Annotated in this window: 15 protein-coding genes; 7 read left to right on the top strand and 8 right to left on the bottom strand. The window is 65.4% G+C overall.

From position 1 onward, the window contains the following. Positions 1-22: 22 nt before the first annotated feature. Positions 23-1,408 (bottom strand): cystathionine beta-synthase, encoded by a 1,386-nt coding sequence (locus CH295_RS01550; RefSeq protein ID WP_037188468.1) that lies wholly within the window; start codon positions 1,406-1,408, stop codon positions 23-25. Between the two features lie 96 nt (positions 1,409-1,504). On the opposite strand from CH295_RS01550, the gene CH295_RS01555 reads away from it, so the two are divergent. Further along, entirely contained in the window at positions 1,505-2,518 is a 1,014-nt protein-coding gene (locus CH295_RS01555) for an SGNH/GDSL hydrolase family protein (protein ID WP_037188470.1), read from the top strand. Between the two features lie 71 nt (positions 2,519-2,589). After that, positions 2,590-3,810 carry an acetyl-CoA C-acetyltransferase gene (locus CH295_RS01560; protein ID WP_094739549.1) on the top strand — a complete coding sequence of 407 codons (1,221 nt, stop codon included), beginning with the start codon at positions 2,590-2,592 and terminating at the stop codon, positions 3,808-3,810. Positions 3,811-3,874: 64 nt separating this feature from the next. Here the strand turns inward: CH295_RS01560 and CH295_RS01565 are convergent, their stop codons facing one another. Further along, positions 3,875-4,723, bottom strand: coding sequence for a Bax inhibitor-1/YccA family protein (locus tag CH295_RS01565; RefSeq protein ID WP_032404782.1), 849 nt, complete (start codon positions 4,721-4,723; stop codon positions 3,875-3,877). A 197-nt stretch (positions 4,724-4,920) separates the two neighbouring features. Between CH295_RS01565 and CH295_RS01570 the strand changes: the two genes are divergently transcribed. Continuing rightward, a complete protein-coding gene (locus CH295_RS01570; protein WP_037188477.1) occupies positions 4,921-5,346 on the top strand; it encodes a hypothetical protein in 426 nt (141 codons plus the stop codon). Between the two features lie 4 nt (positions 5,347-5,350). On the opposite strand, the gene CH295_RS01575 is transcribed toward CH295_RS01570, so the two are convergent. Further along, positions 5,351-6,478 carry a class I SAM-dependent methyltransferase gene (locus tag CH295_RS01575; protein ID WP_094739550.1) on the bottom strand — a complete coding sequence of 376 codons (1,128 nt, stop codon included), beginning with the start codon at positions 6,476-6,478 and terminating at the stop codon, positions 5,351-5,353. Positions 6,479-6,570: 92 nt separating this feature from the next. Here CH295_RS01575 and CH295_RS28400 point away from each other — a divergent pair, with 92 nt between their 5' ends. Next, positions 6,571-6,693: a hypothetical protein gene (locus tag CH295_RS28400; protein WP_255138702.1), complete on the top strand. Its 123-nt coding sequence runs from the start codon at positions 6,571-6,573 to the stop codon at positions 6,691-6,693. 24 nt (positions 6,694-6,717) lie between these two features. On the opposite strand, the gene CH295_RS01580 is transcribed toward CH295_RS28400, so the two are convergent. Genes CH295_RS01580 through CH295_RS01590 form a run of 3 tightly spaced genes read right to left on the bottom strand, consistent with a single transcriptional unit; the run spans position 6,718 to position 8,625 of the window. Then, the gene (locus CH295_RS01580; protein WP_037188483.1) at positions 6,718-7,242 is read right to left on the bottom strand and encodes a peroxiredoxin; all 525 of its coding nucleotides are present in this window, start codon (positions 7,240-7,242) and stop codon (positions 6,718-6,720) included. Positions 7,243-7,259: 17 nt separating this feature from the next. Next, complete coding sequence (locus tag CH295_RS01585) at positions 7,260-8,027, bottom strand: tyrosine-protein phosphatase (RefSeq protein WP_037188485.1); 768 nt, start codon at positions 8,025-8,027, stop codon at positions 7,260-7,262. 25 nt (positions 8,028-8,052) lie between these two features. Then, on the bottom strand, positions 8,053-8,625 hold the full coding sequence (locus CH295_RS01590; RefSeq protein ID WP_037188487.1) for an antibiotic biosynthesis monooxygenase: 573 nt from the start codon (positions 8,623-8,625) through the stop codon (positions 8,053-8,055). A gap of 171 nt (positions 8,626-8,796) precedes the next feature. Here CH295_RS01590 and CH295_RS01595 point away from each other — a divergent pair, with 171 nt between their 5' ends. Beyond that, positions 8,797-9,294 carry an Lrp/AsnC family transcriptional regulator gene (locus tag CH295_RS01595; RefSeq protein WP_094633626.1) on the top strand — a complete coding sequence of 166 codons (498 nt, stop codon included), beginning with the start codon at positions 8,797-8,799 and terminating at the stop codon, positions 9,292-9,294. Further along, positions 9,291-10,436: an NAD(P)/FAD-dependent oxidoreductase gene (locus CH295_RS01600; RefSeq protein WP_094739551.1), complete on the top strand. Its 1,146-nt coding sequence runs from the start codon at positions 9,291-9,293 to the stop codon at positions 10,434-10,436. Before CH295_RS01595 ends, CH295_RS01600 begins: the two co-directional genes overlap by 4 nt. A 68-nt stretch (positions 10,437-10,504) precedes the next feature. Here the strand turns inward: CH295_RS01600 and CH295_RS01605 are convergent, their stop codons facing one another. Further along, on the bottom strand, positions 10,505-11,122 hold the full coding sequence (locus CH295_RS01605; RefSeq protein WP_094633624.1) for a TetR/AcrR family transcriptional regulator: 618 nt from the start codon (positions 11,120-11,122) through the stop codon (positions 10,505-10,507). A gap of 146 nt (positions 11,123-11,268) precedes the next feature. Here CH295_RS01605 and CH295_RS01610 point away from each other — a divergent pair, with 146 nt between their 5' ends. After that, entirely contained in the window at positions 11,269-12,738 is a 1,470-nt protein-coding gene (locus CH295_RS01610; RefSeq protein WP_094739552.1) for an MDR family MFS transporter, read from the top strand. A gap of 1 nt (position 12,739) precedes the next feature. On the opposite strand, the gene CH295_RS01615 is transcribed toward CH295_RS01610, so the two are convergent. Then, on the bottom strand, positions 12,740-14,887 hold the full coding sequence (locus CH295_RS01615; RefSeq protein ID WP_094739553.1) for a thiamine pyrophosphate-dependent enzyme: 2,148 nt from the start codon (positions 14,885-14,887) through the stop codon (positions 12,740-12,742). Positions 14,888-14,919 lie beyond the last annotated feature (32 nt).

Consider the following 14,919-nt stretch of genomic DNA (forward strand, 5'->3'; position numbering starts at 1 on the left):
GCACTCGACCACACCACTGCCGCTAGGCACCCTTGCTGAGGAATCCGAGCAGATCGTGGCGAGTGATGACGCCGACGGGCTTGCCTTCTTCGACGACCATCAGCGCGTCGGATTCGCCGAGCGCCTTGGTGGCGTCGGAGACGGTTTCGCCGGCACCGATCAGCGGGAACGGGTCACTCATGTGCTTCGCAACGGGATCGGCCAATGCAGCGCGACCCTCGAACACTGCGCTGAGCAGATCCCGTTCGGTGACACTGCCTGCTACCTCGCCTGCCATGACGGGTGGCTCGGCTCCGACGACCGGCATCTGGGAGACGCCGTACTCGCGCAGAATCTCGATGGCGTCACGCACGGTTTCAGACGGGTGGGTGTGCACCAGATCCGGCAGCGCACCGGACTTTCCGCGCAGCACTGCGCCGACGGAGGTCTCCTCGGTTGTGCCGTCCAGACGCGAACGCAGGAATCCGTACGACGACATCCACGAGTCGTTGAAGATCTTCGCCAGGTAGCCGCGCCCGCCGTCGGGCAGCAGAACGACGACCAACGCGTCGGGACCTTCGCGTTCGGCAACCTGGATAGCGGCAACGGCGGCCATTCCGCACGAGCCGCCGACCAACAGGCCTTCCTCGCGGGCGAGGCGACGGGTCATGTCGAAGGAATCGGCGTCGGAGACGGCGATGATCTCGTCCGGGATGGACGGGTCGTAGGCCGTCGGCCAGAAATCCTCACCGACACCTTCGACGAGGTACGGGCGTCCCGTGCCGCCGGAGTAGACCGAGCCCTCGGGATCGACGCCGATGACCTTGACCTTGCCGCCGGAGACCTCCTTGAGGTACTTGCCGGTGCCGGAGATGGTTCCACCGGTGCCGACGCCTGCGACGAAGTGCGTGATCTTTCCGTCGGTGTCGGCCCAGATCTCGGGGCCGGTGGTCTCGTAGTGGCTGGCCGGTCCGGCCGGGTTGGAGTATTGGTTGGGCTTCCAGGCTCCCTCGATCTCGCGAACGAGTCGATCGGAGACGCTGTAGTAGCTGTTGGGGTCCTCGGGTGCGACAGCCGTCGGGCAGACGACGACCTCTGCTCCGTAGGCGCGCAGCACGTTCCGCTTGTCCTCACCGACCTTGTCGGGGCACACGAACACACACTTGTAGCCGCGCTGCTGCGCGACGAGCGCGAGACCGACGCCGGTGTTGCCGGACGTGGGTTCGACGATGGTGCCGCCGGGCTTCAATTCGCCGGATGCCTCGGCCGCGTCGATCATCTTGACCGCGATGCGGTCCTTGGACGAACCACCCGGGTTGAGGTACTCGATCTTGGCCGCGACCGTGCCGACGCCGTCGCCGATGACGGTGGACAGCTTCACCAACGGGGTGTTGCCGATGAGTTCGGTGATGTGCTGAGCGATGCGCATTGCACCATCTTCCCAGATGCAGGTATTCGACTCTCGGCCACGGCTGTCGACGCCCGCCTACGATGGTGTCGACGGCGCGACGAGAGGGATCGATCTGTGACGGCGAGCGGATGGCGAACCGCTGCTAAAGCGAGCGCCGCGACGGTACTTGCGGGCTCTGGAGCAGGGACTGCGTCCTGGGCCGCCTACCGACATCTGATGGCGCAGGCCGCTGCGGCGCGCGGCGTCATCGGGCGTACCACCGCCAAGCCACCGGAGGCCGACGGCGTCTACACAGCGGGATGCGCGGCCCCCGAACGGTGGCGGATGGGAAGTTCAGCAGATATTCATCTGATGATCTTCGGCGACTCCACGGCGGCAGGCGTGGGCTGCGTCGTCGCCGACGAAGTTCCCGGGGTTCTGCTGGCCCGCGGACTGGCCGAGGAAACCGGGCAACGAATTCGATTGAGTACCAAAGCAATTGCCGGTGCCACCTCGAAGGGGCTCGAAGGCCAGGTCGACGCGATGTTCGTCGCGGGCCCGCCCCCGGATGCAGCGGTCATCTTCGTCGGCGCGAACGACGTCACCAAGAAGTTCTCCATTCCCGCGTCGGCGGCACGACTGGGCGACGCGGTCGAGCGGCTGACGGCCAAGGGCTGTGTCGTCGCCGTGGGGACGTGCCCCGACCTCGGTGTCGTGACGGCCATCCCGCAGCCGCTGCGCACCGTCGTCCGCAATTGGGGTCGACGCCTCGCGCACGCGCAGACGGCCCGCACGCTCAGCGCCGGCGGGCATCCGGTGGCGCTGGCGGATCTGCTCTCCCCCGAGTTTCTCGCGGCACCCGACACGATGTTCTCGGCGGATCGCTTCCATCCGTCGGCCGCCGGCTACGAGCTCGCCGCGCAGCAGATTCTGCCGGTGCTCGCATCGGCGCTCGGGGTGTGGCACGGTGGCCCGCTGCCCGAGCTGCCGACCGTGTCCGCCGCCGCCGAATCACGCAAGGCCATCCCCCGCGCCACGGCCGCACTCGACCGCTTCCTGCGTCGCAGAACCGCGGAGCTCGACGCCGAAATCGTCACTGCATCGGAGGATCTCGTACGTCGTGGCGGCGGCGGTCGGGCGGGGTTGTAAGTTCGGTCAGGAGACATCGCCTACTCGGCGGTAACAGAGCAGGTAAGCAGTATCGATTCGAAGGAGATCTCATGCCAGAGGCAGTCATCGTCGCCACCGCGCGCTCACCGATCGGCAGGGCGATGAAGGGGTCGCTCAAGGACATTCGTCCCGACGACCTCACCGCTCAGATGGTCGCCGCCGCGCTGGCCAAGGTGCCTTCGCTGGACCCCAAGGACATCGACGACCTGCTCCTGGGCTGCGGTCTGCCCGGCGGCATGCAGGGCAACAACCTCGCTCGTATCGTCGCAGTGGAGCTCGGCTACGACTCCCTGCCCGGAACGACGATCACCCGCTACTGTTCGTCCTCGCTGCAGACCACCCGCATGGCGCTGCATGCGATCAAGGCAGGCGAAGGCGACGTGTTCATCTCCGCAGGCGTCGAGAGTGTGTCGAGCTTCATCCACGGCAGCTCGGATTCGCTTCCGGCAAGCCACAACCCGATCTTCGCCGACGCCGAGGCCCGCACCAAGAAGGCACAGGAAGAGGGCGCGGACAGCTGGACCGACCCCCGCGAGAACGGCGAGCTACCCGACGCCTACATCGCGATGGGCCAGACGGCCGAGAACGTCGCACTGCTCACCGGCATCACCCGCGAGGATCAGGACCACTGGGGCGTCCGCAGCCAGAACCGCGCCGAAGAGGCCATCAACGCCGGCTTCTTCGAGCGGGAGATCACCCCGGTGACCCTGCCCGACGGCACCGTCGTCAACACCGACGACGGCCCTCGCGCCGGCACCACCTATGAGAAGATCAGCCAGCTCAAGCCAGTCTTCCGCCCTAACGGCACCATCACCGCCGGTAACGCGTGCCCGCTCAACGACGGCGCAGCAGCGCTCGTCATCATGAGCGACACCAAGGCCAAGGAACTGGGCCTGACCCCGCTGGCTCGCATCGTCTCCACCGGAGTCACCGGCACGTCCCCCGAGATCATGGGCCTGGGCCCCATCGAGGCCACCCGCAAGGCGCTGAAGATCGCGGGCATGTCGATCTCCGACATCGACCTGTTCGAGATCAACGAGGCCTTCGCTGTTCAGGTCCTCGGTTCTGCACGCGACCTCGGCATCGAGGAGGACAAGCTCAACGTCTCCGGTGGTGCCATCGCGATCGGCCACCCGTTCGGCATGACCGGTGCCCGCATCACCACCACCCTGCTGAACAACCTGACCACCCACGACAAGACGTTCGGCGTCGAGACCATGTGCGTCGGCGGCGGCATGGGTATGGCGATGGTGCTGGAACGCCTGAGCTGATCCGAGTCACAACGAAAAAGCCCCGCCCTCCTCCGATGGAGTGGCGGGGCTTTTCGCGTGAGTACTAGTCGTTCTGGAAGTAGCTCAGCAGACGCAGGATCTCGACGTACAGCCAGACCAACGTGATGGTCAGACCGAGGGCGACGCCCCAGGCTGCCTTCTCCGGAGCCTGTGCACGGATCAGCTGATCGGCCTGGTCGAAGTCGAGCAGGAAGCTGAACGCGGCGATGCCGATGCACACGAGGCTGAAGATGATGGCCAGCGGTCCGCCGGAGCGGAGTCCGAAGCCGTCTTCCATGAAGAAGCTTGCGACGAGGTTGCCGAGCATCAGCACGACGACGCCGATGAGGGCACCGACGACCATGCGGGTCAACCGCGGGGTGACACGGATTGCGCCGGTCTTGTAGACGATCAGCATGCCGAAGAACACGCCGAAGGTTCCGAGGACGGCCTGGCCGATGAGGGCCGATCCACCGACTCCGCCGAACTCCACGCCGGTGAACATCAACGACAGTGCGCCGAGGAACACGCCTTCTGCGGCCGCGTAGGCGAGAACGATGGCCTTGTTGTCCATCTTGCGACCGAAGGTCGCGAACATGACCAGACCGAAGCCGATCAGGCCGCCGCCGATCACGAACGGGATGGCCAAGTCGGTGTTGTTGGAGACGAGGAGGTACGAGATGATCGCCGTCACGCTCAGCACACCGAGGGTGATGCCGGTCTTGGTGACAACGTCGTCGATCGTCATGGCCCGCTGTGCGGGCTGCGTGGTGTACGGATCGGCCTGCGTTCCGGGATGCTGGCCGAAGGTTGCGGCCTGCGAGGCTCCAGCCGTCGCAGATCCGAATGTGGCGTATCCGCCGCCCTGCTGCTTGGGCAGGTTGCGGAACACCGGGTTGCTGGAGGTGCGCACCGTGTCTCTTCCCTTCGTAAGTTCTGATCCCCACCGGGGATCTCCCCGTCGGTCATCAGTAGAACGTCTGACATCCGGACAAAAGTTCCCAGGAGGAGAACTTCTACGACGGACAAATCGGACTCTACCGGGTAGGGCCCCGACACGCGGAGACGACCGCGTGTGTGACACCGAATCGAAACGGGCACTATGAGGAAATGGCAATCGAAGACGGACCCGACCAGACCTTGGACCCCAGTGAAAGCGTCGACTCCGACGAGGTGCGCAACGACGACGGTGACACCGTGGTCGATCCTCCCGACCACTGGAGCGAGGCCAACAGCTTCGGCACCACCGCCCGCGAGGCAGCCGAGGGCGAGAGCCTGGACCTCAAGCTCAGCGAGGAAGAACCCGATGTCGCCGTCGAGGAAGATCTCGACCGCCCGATCACCGAGACCCCCGACGAGGAGTTGACCGAGGAACTGGTCGACCACGTCATCGAGGAATCCGACGAGGATCCCGACATCGACTACGCGGAGGGCCAGCGTCAGGCCGAGATCGTCGAGGGCACTCTCGTCGAGGATCTCGGACGCAACCGGGGACAGATCGACGGAACCCCGGAGGACGGCGGCCCGGTCAGCTGACCGTCTACCGTTGCTCGCTCGGGCGTACCGAGCGAGCGACGGTGAACTTGCCGTTGCGCCCCATCAGGTCGGTGGGGCCAACGGCGTCGGCCAGTTCACGTCGGTAGTTCAGGTGGGTGTTGAACACCGTCCACAGCTGACCGCCCGGCCGCAGAACCCGACCGGCCGCGACGAACAATTTGCTGGCCCCACCCGTGTGCACCGCCGCACCCTCGTGGAACGGCGGGTTGCACACCACCAGATCGACCGATTCCGACTCGAACGTCGACATCGCGTCGTCCGCGATCACCGCGACACTCGTCCCGTTCGCCTCCGCAGTGGCCGCTGCCGACGCGATCGCTGCGGACGAGCGATCGGTGGCGATCACCTCGAGATCGGGCCTCGTTCGGGCCAACTCGGTCGCGAGAATTCCTGTGCCACAGCCCAAGTCGACGGCAACACGGGCTCGCGGGAGCATCTTCGGAACGTATTCCAACAGGTATCGCGTCCCGATGTCGAGACCGGCCCCCGCGAACACCGCACCGTGCGCCACCACAGTCAGGTCCAGGTCGGCAATCCGCTTGCTCACCGGATACGTCATGCCCGACGCCACCGCGCCGCGTGCGGTGAGCACTCGGGCTTTCTGCCGGCCGCGGCCGGCCGTGACCGTCTCGAACGACTTCCGCAGGACGTCGTTCATCGCCGGGGTCATGTGCTTGTCTCGTCCGCCTGCGAGGACGACGACGTCCGCCGGCGCATGTGCGGCGATGTGTTCGGCGATCTCGGTCAGTTCGGCCAGACCTCGCGGCAACTGCATCAACACCACCCCGACGCCGTCGAGCAGTTCGGCACCCAATGCGTGCTGGGTGTACGACCCGGTCATCGCAACCCGCGCGGCGTTCAGCTCGAGCGCCCGCGCGCCGGTGACGGCGTCCTGATGAACGCGTACCGCGGTGAACCCGAGAGAAACGGCTCCGAGGGTCAGAGCTCCGTACCGGTCGCCGATCACCGCGATCGGCGTCGTCCTGTCGATTCCGGGGAGTTCGTCGACGGTATCGAGGACGAGGCGGTCCGCAGCGTCGACGGCATGGAGGTTGGGTGCCTCGGCGTCGGGCTCACGCCGCAGGGCGTCGAACAGGGATTCATCGGGCACACGGGCAGTATCCCACCCGAACCCGACCGGTCGGACACGGTCGTTCCGCGCGGCAAGTGGCTATTGCGGCGAATCAGGGGCATGCTCGGGGAATGGAACACAAAGACAAGAACGAGGCACTCTTCAGCCATCCCGACGACGCATCGACCGATGCGCACGCCGAAGCCTCGAAGCCTGCCGTCTACACCGCCCTGTTCAGCGGCGCGAACGACTGACGTTCGGACGACAACGAACAACTCTCACGACAGGTAGCGCAGGTACTCCAGCGCCTTGGTCGCATGCACGTGACCGCGCTCGCTCTGCACCATCATCCGCACCACTCGGTGCCGATCGATCACGAACGTCGTCCTCTTCACGGACAGCAACTGCCTCAGATACCCGCGTCGACCCGCGTTCGAGTGGCCGCGTTCGAGCTCTCGAAGCCGACGCCGCCGAGTGAACCACCCGCCGCGTCGCACGCCGAATTGTTCGGCCACCGCACCGTCGGGATCGGACAGCAACGGAAAGTCGAACGACCTCTGCAGAGCGAAATGCTGATTCTTGTCGCGGGTGTCGGTGCTGATCCCTACTCGCTGAGCACCGAACCGTTCGAATTCTGCTCCCAGGTCACGAAAGTGACATGCCTCGGCGGTACAGATGGGACTGTTGGCCGCCGGGTAGAAGAACAGTACGACCGGACCCGACTCGGTCAGCTCGGAGAGCGCACGGGATTCACCCGAATGATCGGGGAGCTCGAAATCCGGGGCCGTCCGTCCGATTCGCATGACGCAGAGGGTACCGCTCAGTCCTGTACGAGCGAGGCAGTCAGACGTCGTCGGAGATCCCGATCGATGCCCAGGTAGTTCAGGTACCCGTCGAACGAGCCGTGCGACCTCGCCATGACCTCCAGGCCGTGCTCCAGGTAGGACGCGCGGACACCCAGTATCGCCTCGGTGGGGAGAACGTCGTGGAGTCCGGTCCAGGTTCGGCGGACGTGCGCGAGCAACGGCTCCATCGCGTCGTTGCTTCTCAGATAGTCCGCGACGATGTCGTCCTCGTCGACGCCGGCCGCCCGCAACACCGTCGCGACCGTCCACCCTGCCCGGTCCTTGCCCGCTGCGCAGTGCACCAGGACGCCGCCGCGTTGCTCCACGATCTCGTCCACCACCCGCTTGATCGCGTGGGACGCTCCGTCGAGAGTCGAGAAGGAGGCATACGCCCGCATCATGTAGTCCACTTGAGTCTGCTCGTCCTGAATCGGAGCTGCCTCGTGTGGGGCTCGCTCACCTTTCAGATTCTCGTACGGCACGGAGATCGACTCGACGCCGTCGGGAACTCGGTCGACGCCGCTCCGTTCGGCCTCCGAATCGCCGCGGAGATCGAACACGGTACGAATGCCCAGATCCGCGACAGCGCGCTGCCCGATCTCCGTCAACCCACTCAATTCGGATGCGCGATAGAACAATCCGGGCCGGATCGTCGCCCCGTCCGTGGTGCGCGTACCGCCGAGATCGCGGAAGTTCCAGGCCCCGTCGAGGGCGAATTGATCGTGTACCGGGGCGTTGCGCATGGTTTCGACCCTATCGAAGGTGATGCTACGAGCGCGGTACCAACCACCGACGCAGCCGGGCGGTGACGAACGGCATCACCACGTAGACCATCAGCGGCGTGCACATCATCACCACCAGTGCAGTGCGCAGAGCCACGTTCAGGTCCGTCAGATGTGGCGTGAGAACGATGTTGACGAGCAGACTGACGGCGTAGAAGGCCACGCCGATCGAGATCGCCTGCTTCCACCGCGGCGGCGGACCACCGATGACCCGGACGGCGTCGGTGAGGTTGGACTGCGGCTCGAACCATCCCTCCACACCGGAGAGTCGATGTGTCGCAACGTCGTCGGCGATGGGACGGCCGGTGCTGAGCCAGGTGCGTCTGGCATCCGAGCGCAGCCAGGCGTCGAGGTTGTCGTGTGTCTCGAATCGATAGACCACGTGGTAGTCGCTGGAATCACCGGAACTGCGCAGCCAGCCGCCACCGAGAAATCCGGGAAAGGTTCGGACGAGATCCATACCGCGATCGGTCCACTCCACGAAGTCGGCTTCGTATCCCTGACGGACGCGTCGTGCGACCGAGGTCGTGACGTGATCGAGCGTGTCGGTCGTGGTCATGCGGTACCCCTTCTGCTCGTGTTCGTCGCGGATCGATGTGTTCTACACAGAGTGCGGCCAGATGGACCGACATTCAAATCGTGGGCGGAAACGAAGATCGATGGCTCGATGTGCCAAAGGATGTGACAATTCGTCTACATAGACCCATCTCGAGCGACCTGGAGTGGACGGATGGCACAGCACGGACCCGAGTACCGACTCGACGACGTGGATCGACGCATCGTCACCGAGCTCAGCCGGGACGGCCGGATGTCCATGCGCGCCCTGGCCGAGGCCACCCACATCTCGCGAGCACACGCCTACGTGCGCGTCGACCGTCTCGTCGACGAAGGGGTCATCGAGGGATTCACCGCACGCATCTCCTACGAGAAAGCGGGGTTCGGCGCGTCGGCGTATGTGGCTCTGTCCATTCGGCAGGATTCCTGGCGCGCCGTCGCCGACGACCTGAGCACCTTCCCGTTCGTCGAACACGTCAGCCTCATGGGCGGAGATTTCGACGCGCTCGTCCTGGTTCGGGCTCCGGACACGTCGGCACTACGCCATCTGGTGCTCGACAAGCTGCAGGGACTCGACGGGATACTGTCGACGCGAACCTGGCTGATCTTCGACGAGGCGATCGGCCCCGGCGCGCAGTGGACCGCAGAGACAACGAACGGGAGCAATCCATGACCACGTCCGAGCGAGAACCGAACTCCACCGACGTCATCGTGATCGGCGGCGGAATCGGGGGCGTCTCGCTCGGTTACGAACTCGCGAGCGACCGACGCGTCACACTGCTCGAGCGCGAGAAGACCCTCGCCTTCCACACCACCGGCCGCTCGGCCGCGCTGTTCCTGGAGACCTACGGCAACAGCACCATTCGTGCTCTGACGACCGCCAGTCGTGAATTCCTGATGAACCCGCCGGAGCACTTCCGGTCCGAACTGCTCGCCCCGCGTCCGCTGCTGCAGATCGCGGCCGTCGGGCGAGGTGACGCGCTCGCGGCAATGTACGCCGATGTCAGCCGACTGACACCCGACGCCCAATTGGTCTCTCCTACCGACGCGCGTGCGTTCTTTCCGCCGCTGCGCCCCGAACTGATCGATTGTGCACTGTACGAACCACATTCGATGGAGGTCGACGTACACGCGCTGCATCAGGGGTTCGTGCGGGGGCTGCGCGATCGAGGTGGTCGAGTCCACACCGGGGCAGGTGTGACGCAACTGAGACGCATCGACGGACTGTGGCACGTGCACACCACGGACGGTTCGGTCCACACTGCGCCGCTCGTCGTCGACGCAGCAGGCGCATGGGCGGATGTCGTTGGCGCACTGGCGGGTGCCGGTTCGATCGGACTCGTCCCGATGCGTCGGTCGGTGTTCATGGTCGCCGCGCCCGATGATCTCGACACCGCGAATCTTGCGACGTTGAGCGATATGGACGAGAAGTTCTACATCAAACCGGAAGGCGCACAACTATTGTGTTCACCTGCCGATGAGACGCCCACCGAGCCCAGCGATGCCCGCCCGGACGAGCTGGAGATCGCGCGGGCGTTCGACGACATCGCCGAGGCGACCACGCTGACGGGACGACATCTGCGCTCGTCCTGGGCGGGTCTGCGCAGTTTCGTCCCCGATCGCACCCCGGTCGTGGGCTTCGACACGAAGCTCGAGGGCTTCTTCTGGTGCGCCGGTCAGGGCGGATACGGAATCCAGACGTGTGCGGCGCTGGCCAGGGTCGGCGCGACGATCGTTCGCGGGGAACCACTTCCGGCCGACGTCATCGCCCGCGGACTCGACGAAGCGGACCTGTCGCCCAGTCGCCTGGGGTGAGAGGCGCTTCGCGCCACGTGCACGAAAACTCGAACCCTGCTACGAAGTCCCGCGCACGACCTGCGCGGTCAGCCGGCCACGACGCGTCGTAGATCGCGCAGCGTGGTTCGGTAGATGTCCACCAGGTCGGCGTCCTGCCCGGCGTCGATGCGCTCGGCCCAGTCGTCGAAGGCGATGCGCATGGCCATTCCGGCACCCTCGATCAGCAACCGTGCGTACGAACGTGATTCGTGGCCACCGAGTTTGGCGGCCACCGAGTCGGTGACGCGACACAGCGTCATGGCCTCGGTCGCGAAGGCAGCGGCTCGGAGGTGGTCGTCACGCCCGATGAGCCGTCGGGTACGCAGTAGTCGATCCCGCGCCTCGTGCGGGGCGGCGGAAAATCGTTCGACCGATCGCTCGTAGAGTGCTTCGATCGCAGTGAGGGTGATGTCCTCGGGTGCGGACGACGCCAGCCAGGCGTCGATGTCGAGCTCGAACTCCGGGGCGAGGCCGAGAACCGATTCTTCCTTGGATGCGAAGCTACGAAAGAACGTGCTGGGCGATACTCCGGCCCGACGTGCGATCTGGTCGACCGTCGTCGCGGCGCAGCCCTGCGTCTCGAACAGTTCGAGCGCGGCACGGGTGATCTCGAGCTGGGTTTCTCGGCGACGACGCTCTCGCAGATCCGGTACGTGCTCGCTCATCGTCCTCCACCCATCGCCCGCTTCTCGGTATTCTTGCCGTCAACTTACCAGTAATATTCAAGTTGACAGTCACTGTCACAATGAGTCAGGCTGTCTCGACAGTATTTTTTTGCACCTTTGAACCCATACGCGAAAGTTCTCGACACATGACCACACCAAAGACCGACCACGCACCCGACGGGCAGCTCGCGCCGGGCAGCAAGTTGTTGATCGGCATCCTCGTCATCGCCACGTTCGTCATGATCCTCAACGAGACGATCATGAGCGTGGCGCTGCCCACCCTGATGGTCGACCTGAGCATCACGGCGACCACCGCACAGTGGCTCACCACCGGATTTCTGCTGACGATGGCGGTGGTCATCCCCATCACCGGATTCCTGTTCCAGCGCTTCACACTGCGCCAGGTATTCGTGGCGGCGATGACTCTGTTCACCGTCGGCACGCTGCTCGCAGCCTCTGCCCCTGGATTCGAGCTGCTCCTGCTCGGACGCGTCACCCAGGCCAGCGGCACGGCGATCATGTTGCCGCTGCTGATGACCACCGTGCTCACGGTGGTTCCGGCGCACAAGCGCGGCGCGATGATGGGCGTGATCTCCATCGTCATCGCCGTGGCCCCCGCCATCGGTCCGACCATCTCGGGAGTCATCCTCGATTCGCTGAACTGGCGTTGGATGTTCTGGCTCGTCCTGCCGATCGCACTCGTCGCGTTCGCCATCGGGACCACTCTGGTGAAGAACGTGACCCAGACCGGTCGGCCGTCGTTCGATCCGCCGTCGGTCGTGTTGTCCGCGTTGGCTTTCGGCGGGATCGTCTATGGCCTGAGCAGCCTGGGACACTCGGCCGAGGAGTCCGTGGTGCCGGTATGGCTGCCACTGGTGGTCGGAGCGATTGCCCTGGTGGTGTTCGTGCTGCGTCAGATCGCCCGGCAAGATCAGGGTGGAGCTCTACTGGACATGCGTCCGTTCCGTACCCCCACCTTCAGCATCGGCCTCGGCATGATCGCGATCTCGATGATGGCCCTGTTCGGCGCTCTGATCCTGCTACCGATGTACCTGCAGAACGTCCGCGGTCTCGACACCCTGGACACCGGCCTGATGCTGCTCCCCGGCGGACTGCTGATGGGGCTGCTCGCGCCGTTCGTCGGACGCATCTTCGACCGAATCGGACCGCGCCCGTTGGTCGTTCCAGGTGCGATGGTGGTGAGCGCCGCGCTGTGGTCGATGACCGTCCTGGACGCGCAGTCCGCCCTTCCGCTCGTGATCGGTATCCACATGCTGCTCTCGGCCGGCCTCGCGCTCATCATGACGCCGCTCATGACCTCATCGCTGGGATCGCTTCCCACCCAGCTGTATTCGCACGGTAGTGCCATCTTCAGCACGGTTCAGCAGTTGGCAGGTGCCGCAGGTACCGCACTGTTCGTCACCGTGATGTCGAACACCGCAGCAGCCCGAATCGCCGACGGCGCAACCGCTGTGGGCGGCTCCGAGGCCGGGATCCACACCGCCTTCCTCTACGGCGGGGCCGTGTCACTGGTGGCGGTGGCAGCGTCGTTCTTCATCCGGGCACCGGCGCGCAGTGATCGCGACGCCGTCGCCCCTGCCCAACCGGTTCACTGAGTCACTCGACTTCGATCAGCTTCAGGGCCGCGGCGACGATCCGGTCTTCCGACAGGAGGACCAGATCGGCCGCGGCACCGAGTGGTACGAACGAATTCGCACTCGACACTCTGTGGATGGCACCGTCGTAGCCTCCCTCGACCAGAGCGGTCACGACGCCCTCGCCCACTCCCCCGTCGTGCCGGGTCTCGTCGGCGATCAACACCCGATCGAATTCCGAGAGCCGGTGCAGTAGATCCTCGCTCGGGAGCGGAACGACCCATCGCAGATCGACAACCGTGACAGCGATCCCGTGTTCGCGCAACGTGGACGCGGCTCGTCTACTCATCACCACGCCGTTCCCGAACGTGACGATCGCCAGATCGACGCCATCGCCATGCGTTGCGACCGTGCCGAATTCGGTCGAAGCACGGTCGGCACAACGCAATGCCCCGTCACCGTCGAGCAGGTCGGTGCGGTGATACAACGCGATCGGCTCCAGGAAAACGCACACCCGCCCCTCCTCGACGGCCAGTGCCACACACGTTCGGAGCAGACCGGCGGCCTCCGCCGCCGAACTCGGGACAGCAACCACTATGCCCGGAATGTCGCGCAGAACGGCGACCGCATTGTCGTTGTGGAAATGTCCGCCGAAACCGCGTTGATACGCCAGACCGGCGATGCGCACCACCATCCCGTTGGTGTACTGGGCGTCGGAGAAGAACTTCAGCGACGCCGCCTCGCCGCGAAGCTGGTCCTCGGCGTTGTGCAGGTAGGCGAGATACTGAATCTCGGGTACGGGGACGAATCCCGCGAGCGCCGCACCGAGGGCGGTGCCGAGCACGGTCTGCTCGTCGAGCAGCGTATCGAAAACCCGTGCTGCGCCGAACTTCTTGCGCAAACCTTTCGTGACGCCGTAGACGCCACCCTTGACGGCCACATCCTCGCCGAACACGAGGACGTCCGGTCGCGCCGCCATGATGTCGGTGAGCGTCCTGTTGATCATGGCTGCAAGCGTCAGACGCGACCCGCCCTCTGCAGGTCGCAGGCTCTGTTCGGTGGCGGTTACCGCAGTCGGTCGCCGTTCGGTGAGCGGGGCCATCACCGCGTCCGCGGTAGCCAGGCGCGACGACGCCCCGGACCGCAGGGACTCGACCATTGCCTCGGCCTCGGTCATGACGGTCTCGCGCATCGCCTCGTAGCGGCCTTCGACGTCGGCTGCCGAAAGCAAACCGGCCCCGATCAGCGCGCGTGCGCCGGCGAGCAACGGATCTCGTGCGTAGTCACCGACGATGTCTGCGTTGGTGCGGTACGCGAGTTCGGCATCGGAACCGGCGTGGCCCATCAACCGCACCGTTTCGAGGTGGAGGACCACCGGACGCCGCCTCGCCCGTACCGTCGCTACCGCAGCGTCGACGGTGCGCATCAGTTCGATCGGATCATCGCCGTCGGCGCGCACGTACTCGATCGACGGTAATCGGCCGAGCGACTGCGCGATCCACCCCCGCGGCGATCGGGTACTGATCCCGATTCCGTTGTCCTCGCAGACGAACAGGATCGGCATCGGAACGGATTGGTGTGCGCAATAGGCCGCAGAGTTCAGCGCACCCACCGTCGTCGAATGATTGGCCGAGGCATCGCCGAAGCTGCACACGACGATGGCGTCCTCGGGCCACGGGGTTCGATGCCGGAGTGCCTTCGCCCGCCCCAGTGCGAACGCCAGACCGACCGCGCGCGGCACCTGTGAACCGATGGTCGATGTCTGCGGAACGATGCCCAGGTCCGGATGCCCGAACACCTTGTGGCGGCCACCGGACATGGGATCGGATGTCGAGGCAATCAGGCTCGCCAGCACGTTCTGGATCGGCGTCGAACCCGGATACTGTTGTGCGCGTGCGGCATAGAAGCCGCCGGATCGGTAGTGCAGGAGCGCCGGGTCGGTGACCGTGGTCGCGGCACCGACAGCTGAGTTGGCCTCGTGCCCGGACGAGCCGATGGTGTAGTAGCCGAAGCCCGCGGACTGCAACCAGCGCGCGGCGAAGTCGAGATGCCGGCTCGCGAGTTGCGCGTCGAAGTACAGGATCAGTCGCTGCGGATCCGCGTCGACCGACCGACCGGGCCGGATCGACCGAACCTGCTGCAGGAAGTACTCGTCGATCGCCTCGGCCACACTCGCACCCTTGTTCCCGTAGAGCCGTCTCC

Source organism: Rhodococcus sp. 14-2483-1-2 (genome assembly GCF_002259405.1).
Taxonomy (GTDB): domain Bacteria; phylum Actinomycetota; class Actinomycetes; order Mycobacteriales; family Mycobacteriaceae; genus Rhodococcoides.

Coding starts and splice junctions, on each gene's coding strand:
- CH295_RS01550 (WP_037188468.1), bottom strand. CDS start 1,408: ATGCGCATCGCTCAGCACATCACCGAACTCATCGGCAACACCCCGTTG.
- CH295_RS01560 (WP_094739549.1), top strand. CDS start 2,590: ATGCCAGAGGCAGTCATCGTCGCCACCGCGCGCTCACCGATCGGCAGG.
- CH295_RS01570 (WP_037188477.1), top strand. CDS start 4,921: ATGGCAATCGAAGACGGACCCGACCAGACCTTGGACCCCAGTGAAAGC.
- CH295_RS28400 (WP_255138702.1), top strand. CDS start 6,571: ATGGAACACAAAGACAAGAACGAGGCACTCTTCAGCCATCCCGACGAC.
- CH295_RS01580 (WP_037188483.1), bottom strand. CDS start 7,242: ATGCGAATCGGACGGACGGCCCCGGATTTCGAGCTCCCCGATCATTCG.
- CH295_RS01585 (WP_037188485.1), bottom strand. CDS start 8,027: ATGCGCAACGCCCCGGTACACGATCAATTCGCCCTCGACGGGGCCTGG.
- CH295_RS01590 (WP_037188487.1), bottom strand. CDS start 8,625: ATGACCACGACCGACACGCTCGATCACGTCACGACCTCGGTCGCACGA.
- CH295_RS01595 (WP_094633626.1), top strand. CDS start 8,797: ATGGCACAGCACGGACCCGAGTACCGACTCGACGACGTGGATCGACGC.
- CH295_RS01600 (WP_094739551.1), top strand. CDS start 9,291: ATGACCACGTCCGAGCGAGAACCGAACTCCACCGACGTCATCGTGATC.
- CH295_RS01605 (WP_094633624.1), bottom strand. CDS start 11,122: ATGAGCGAGCACGTACCGGATCTGCGAGAGCGTCGTCGCCGAGAAACC.
- CH295_RS01610 (WP_094739552.1), top strand. CDS start 11,269: ATGACCACACCAAAGACCGACCACGCACCCGACGGGCAGCTCGCGCCG.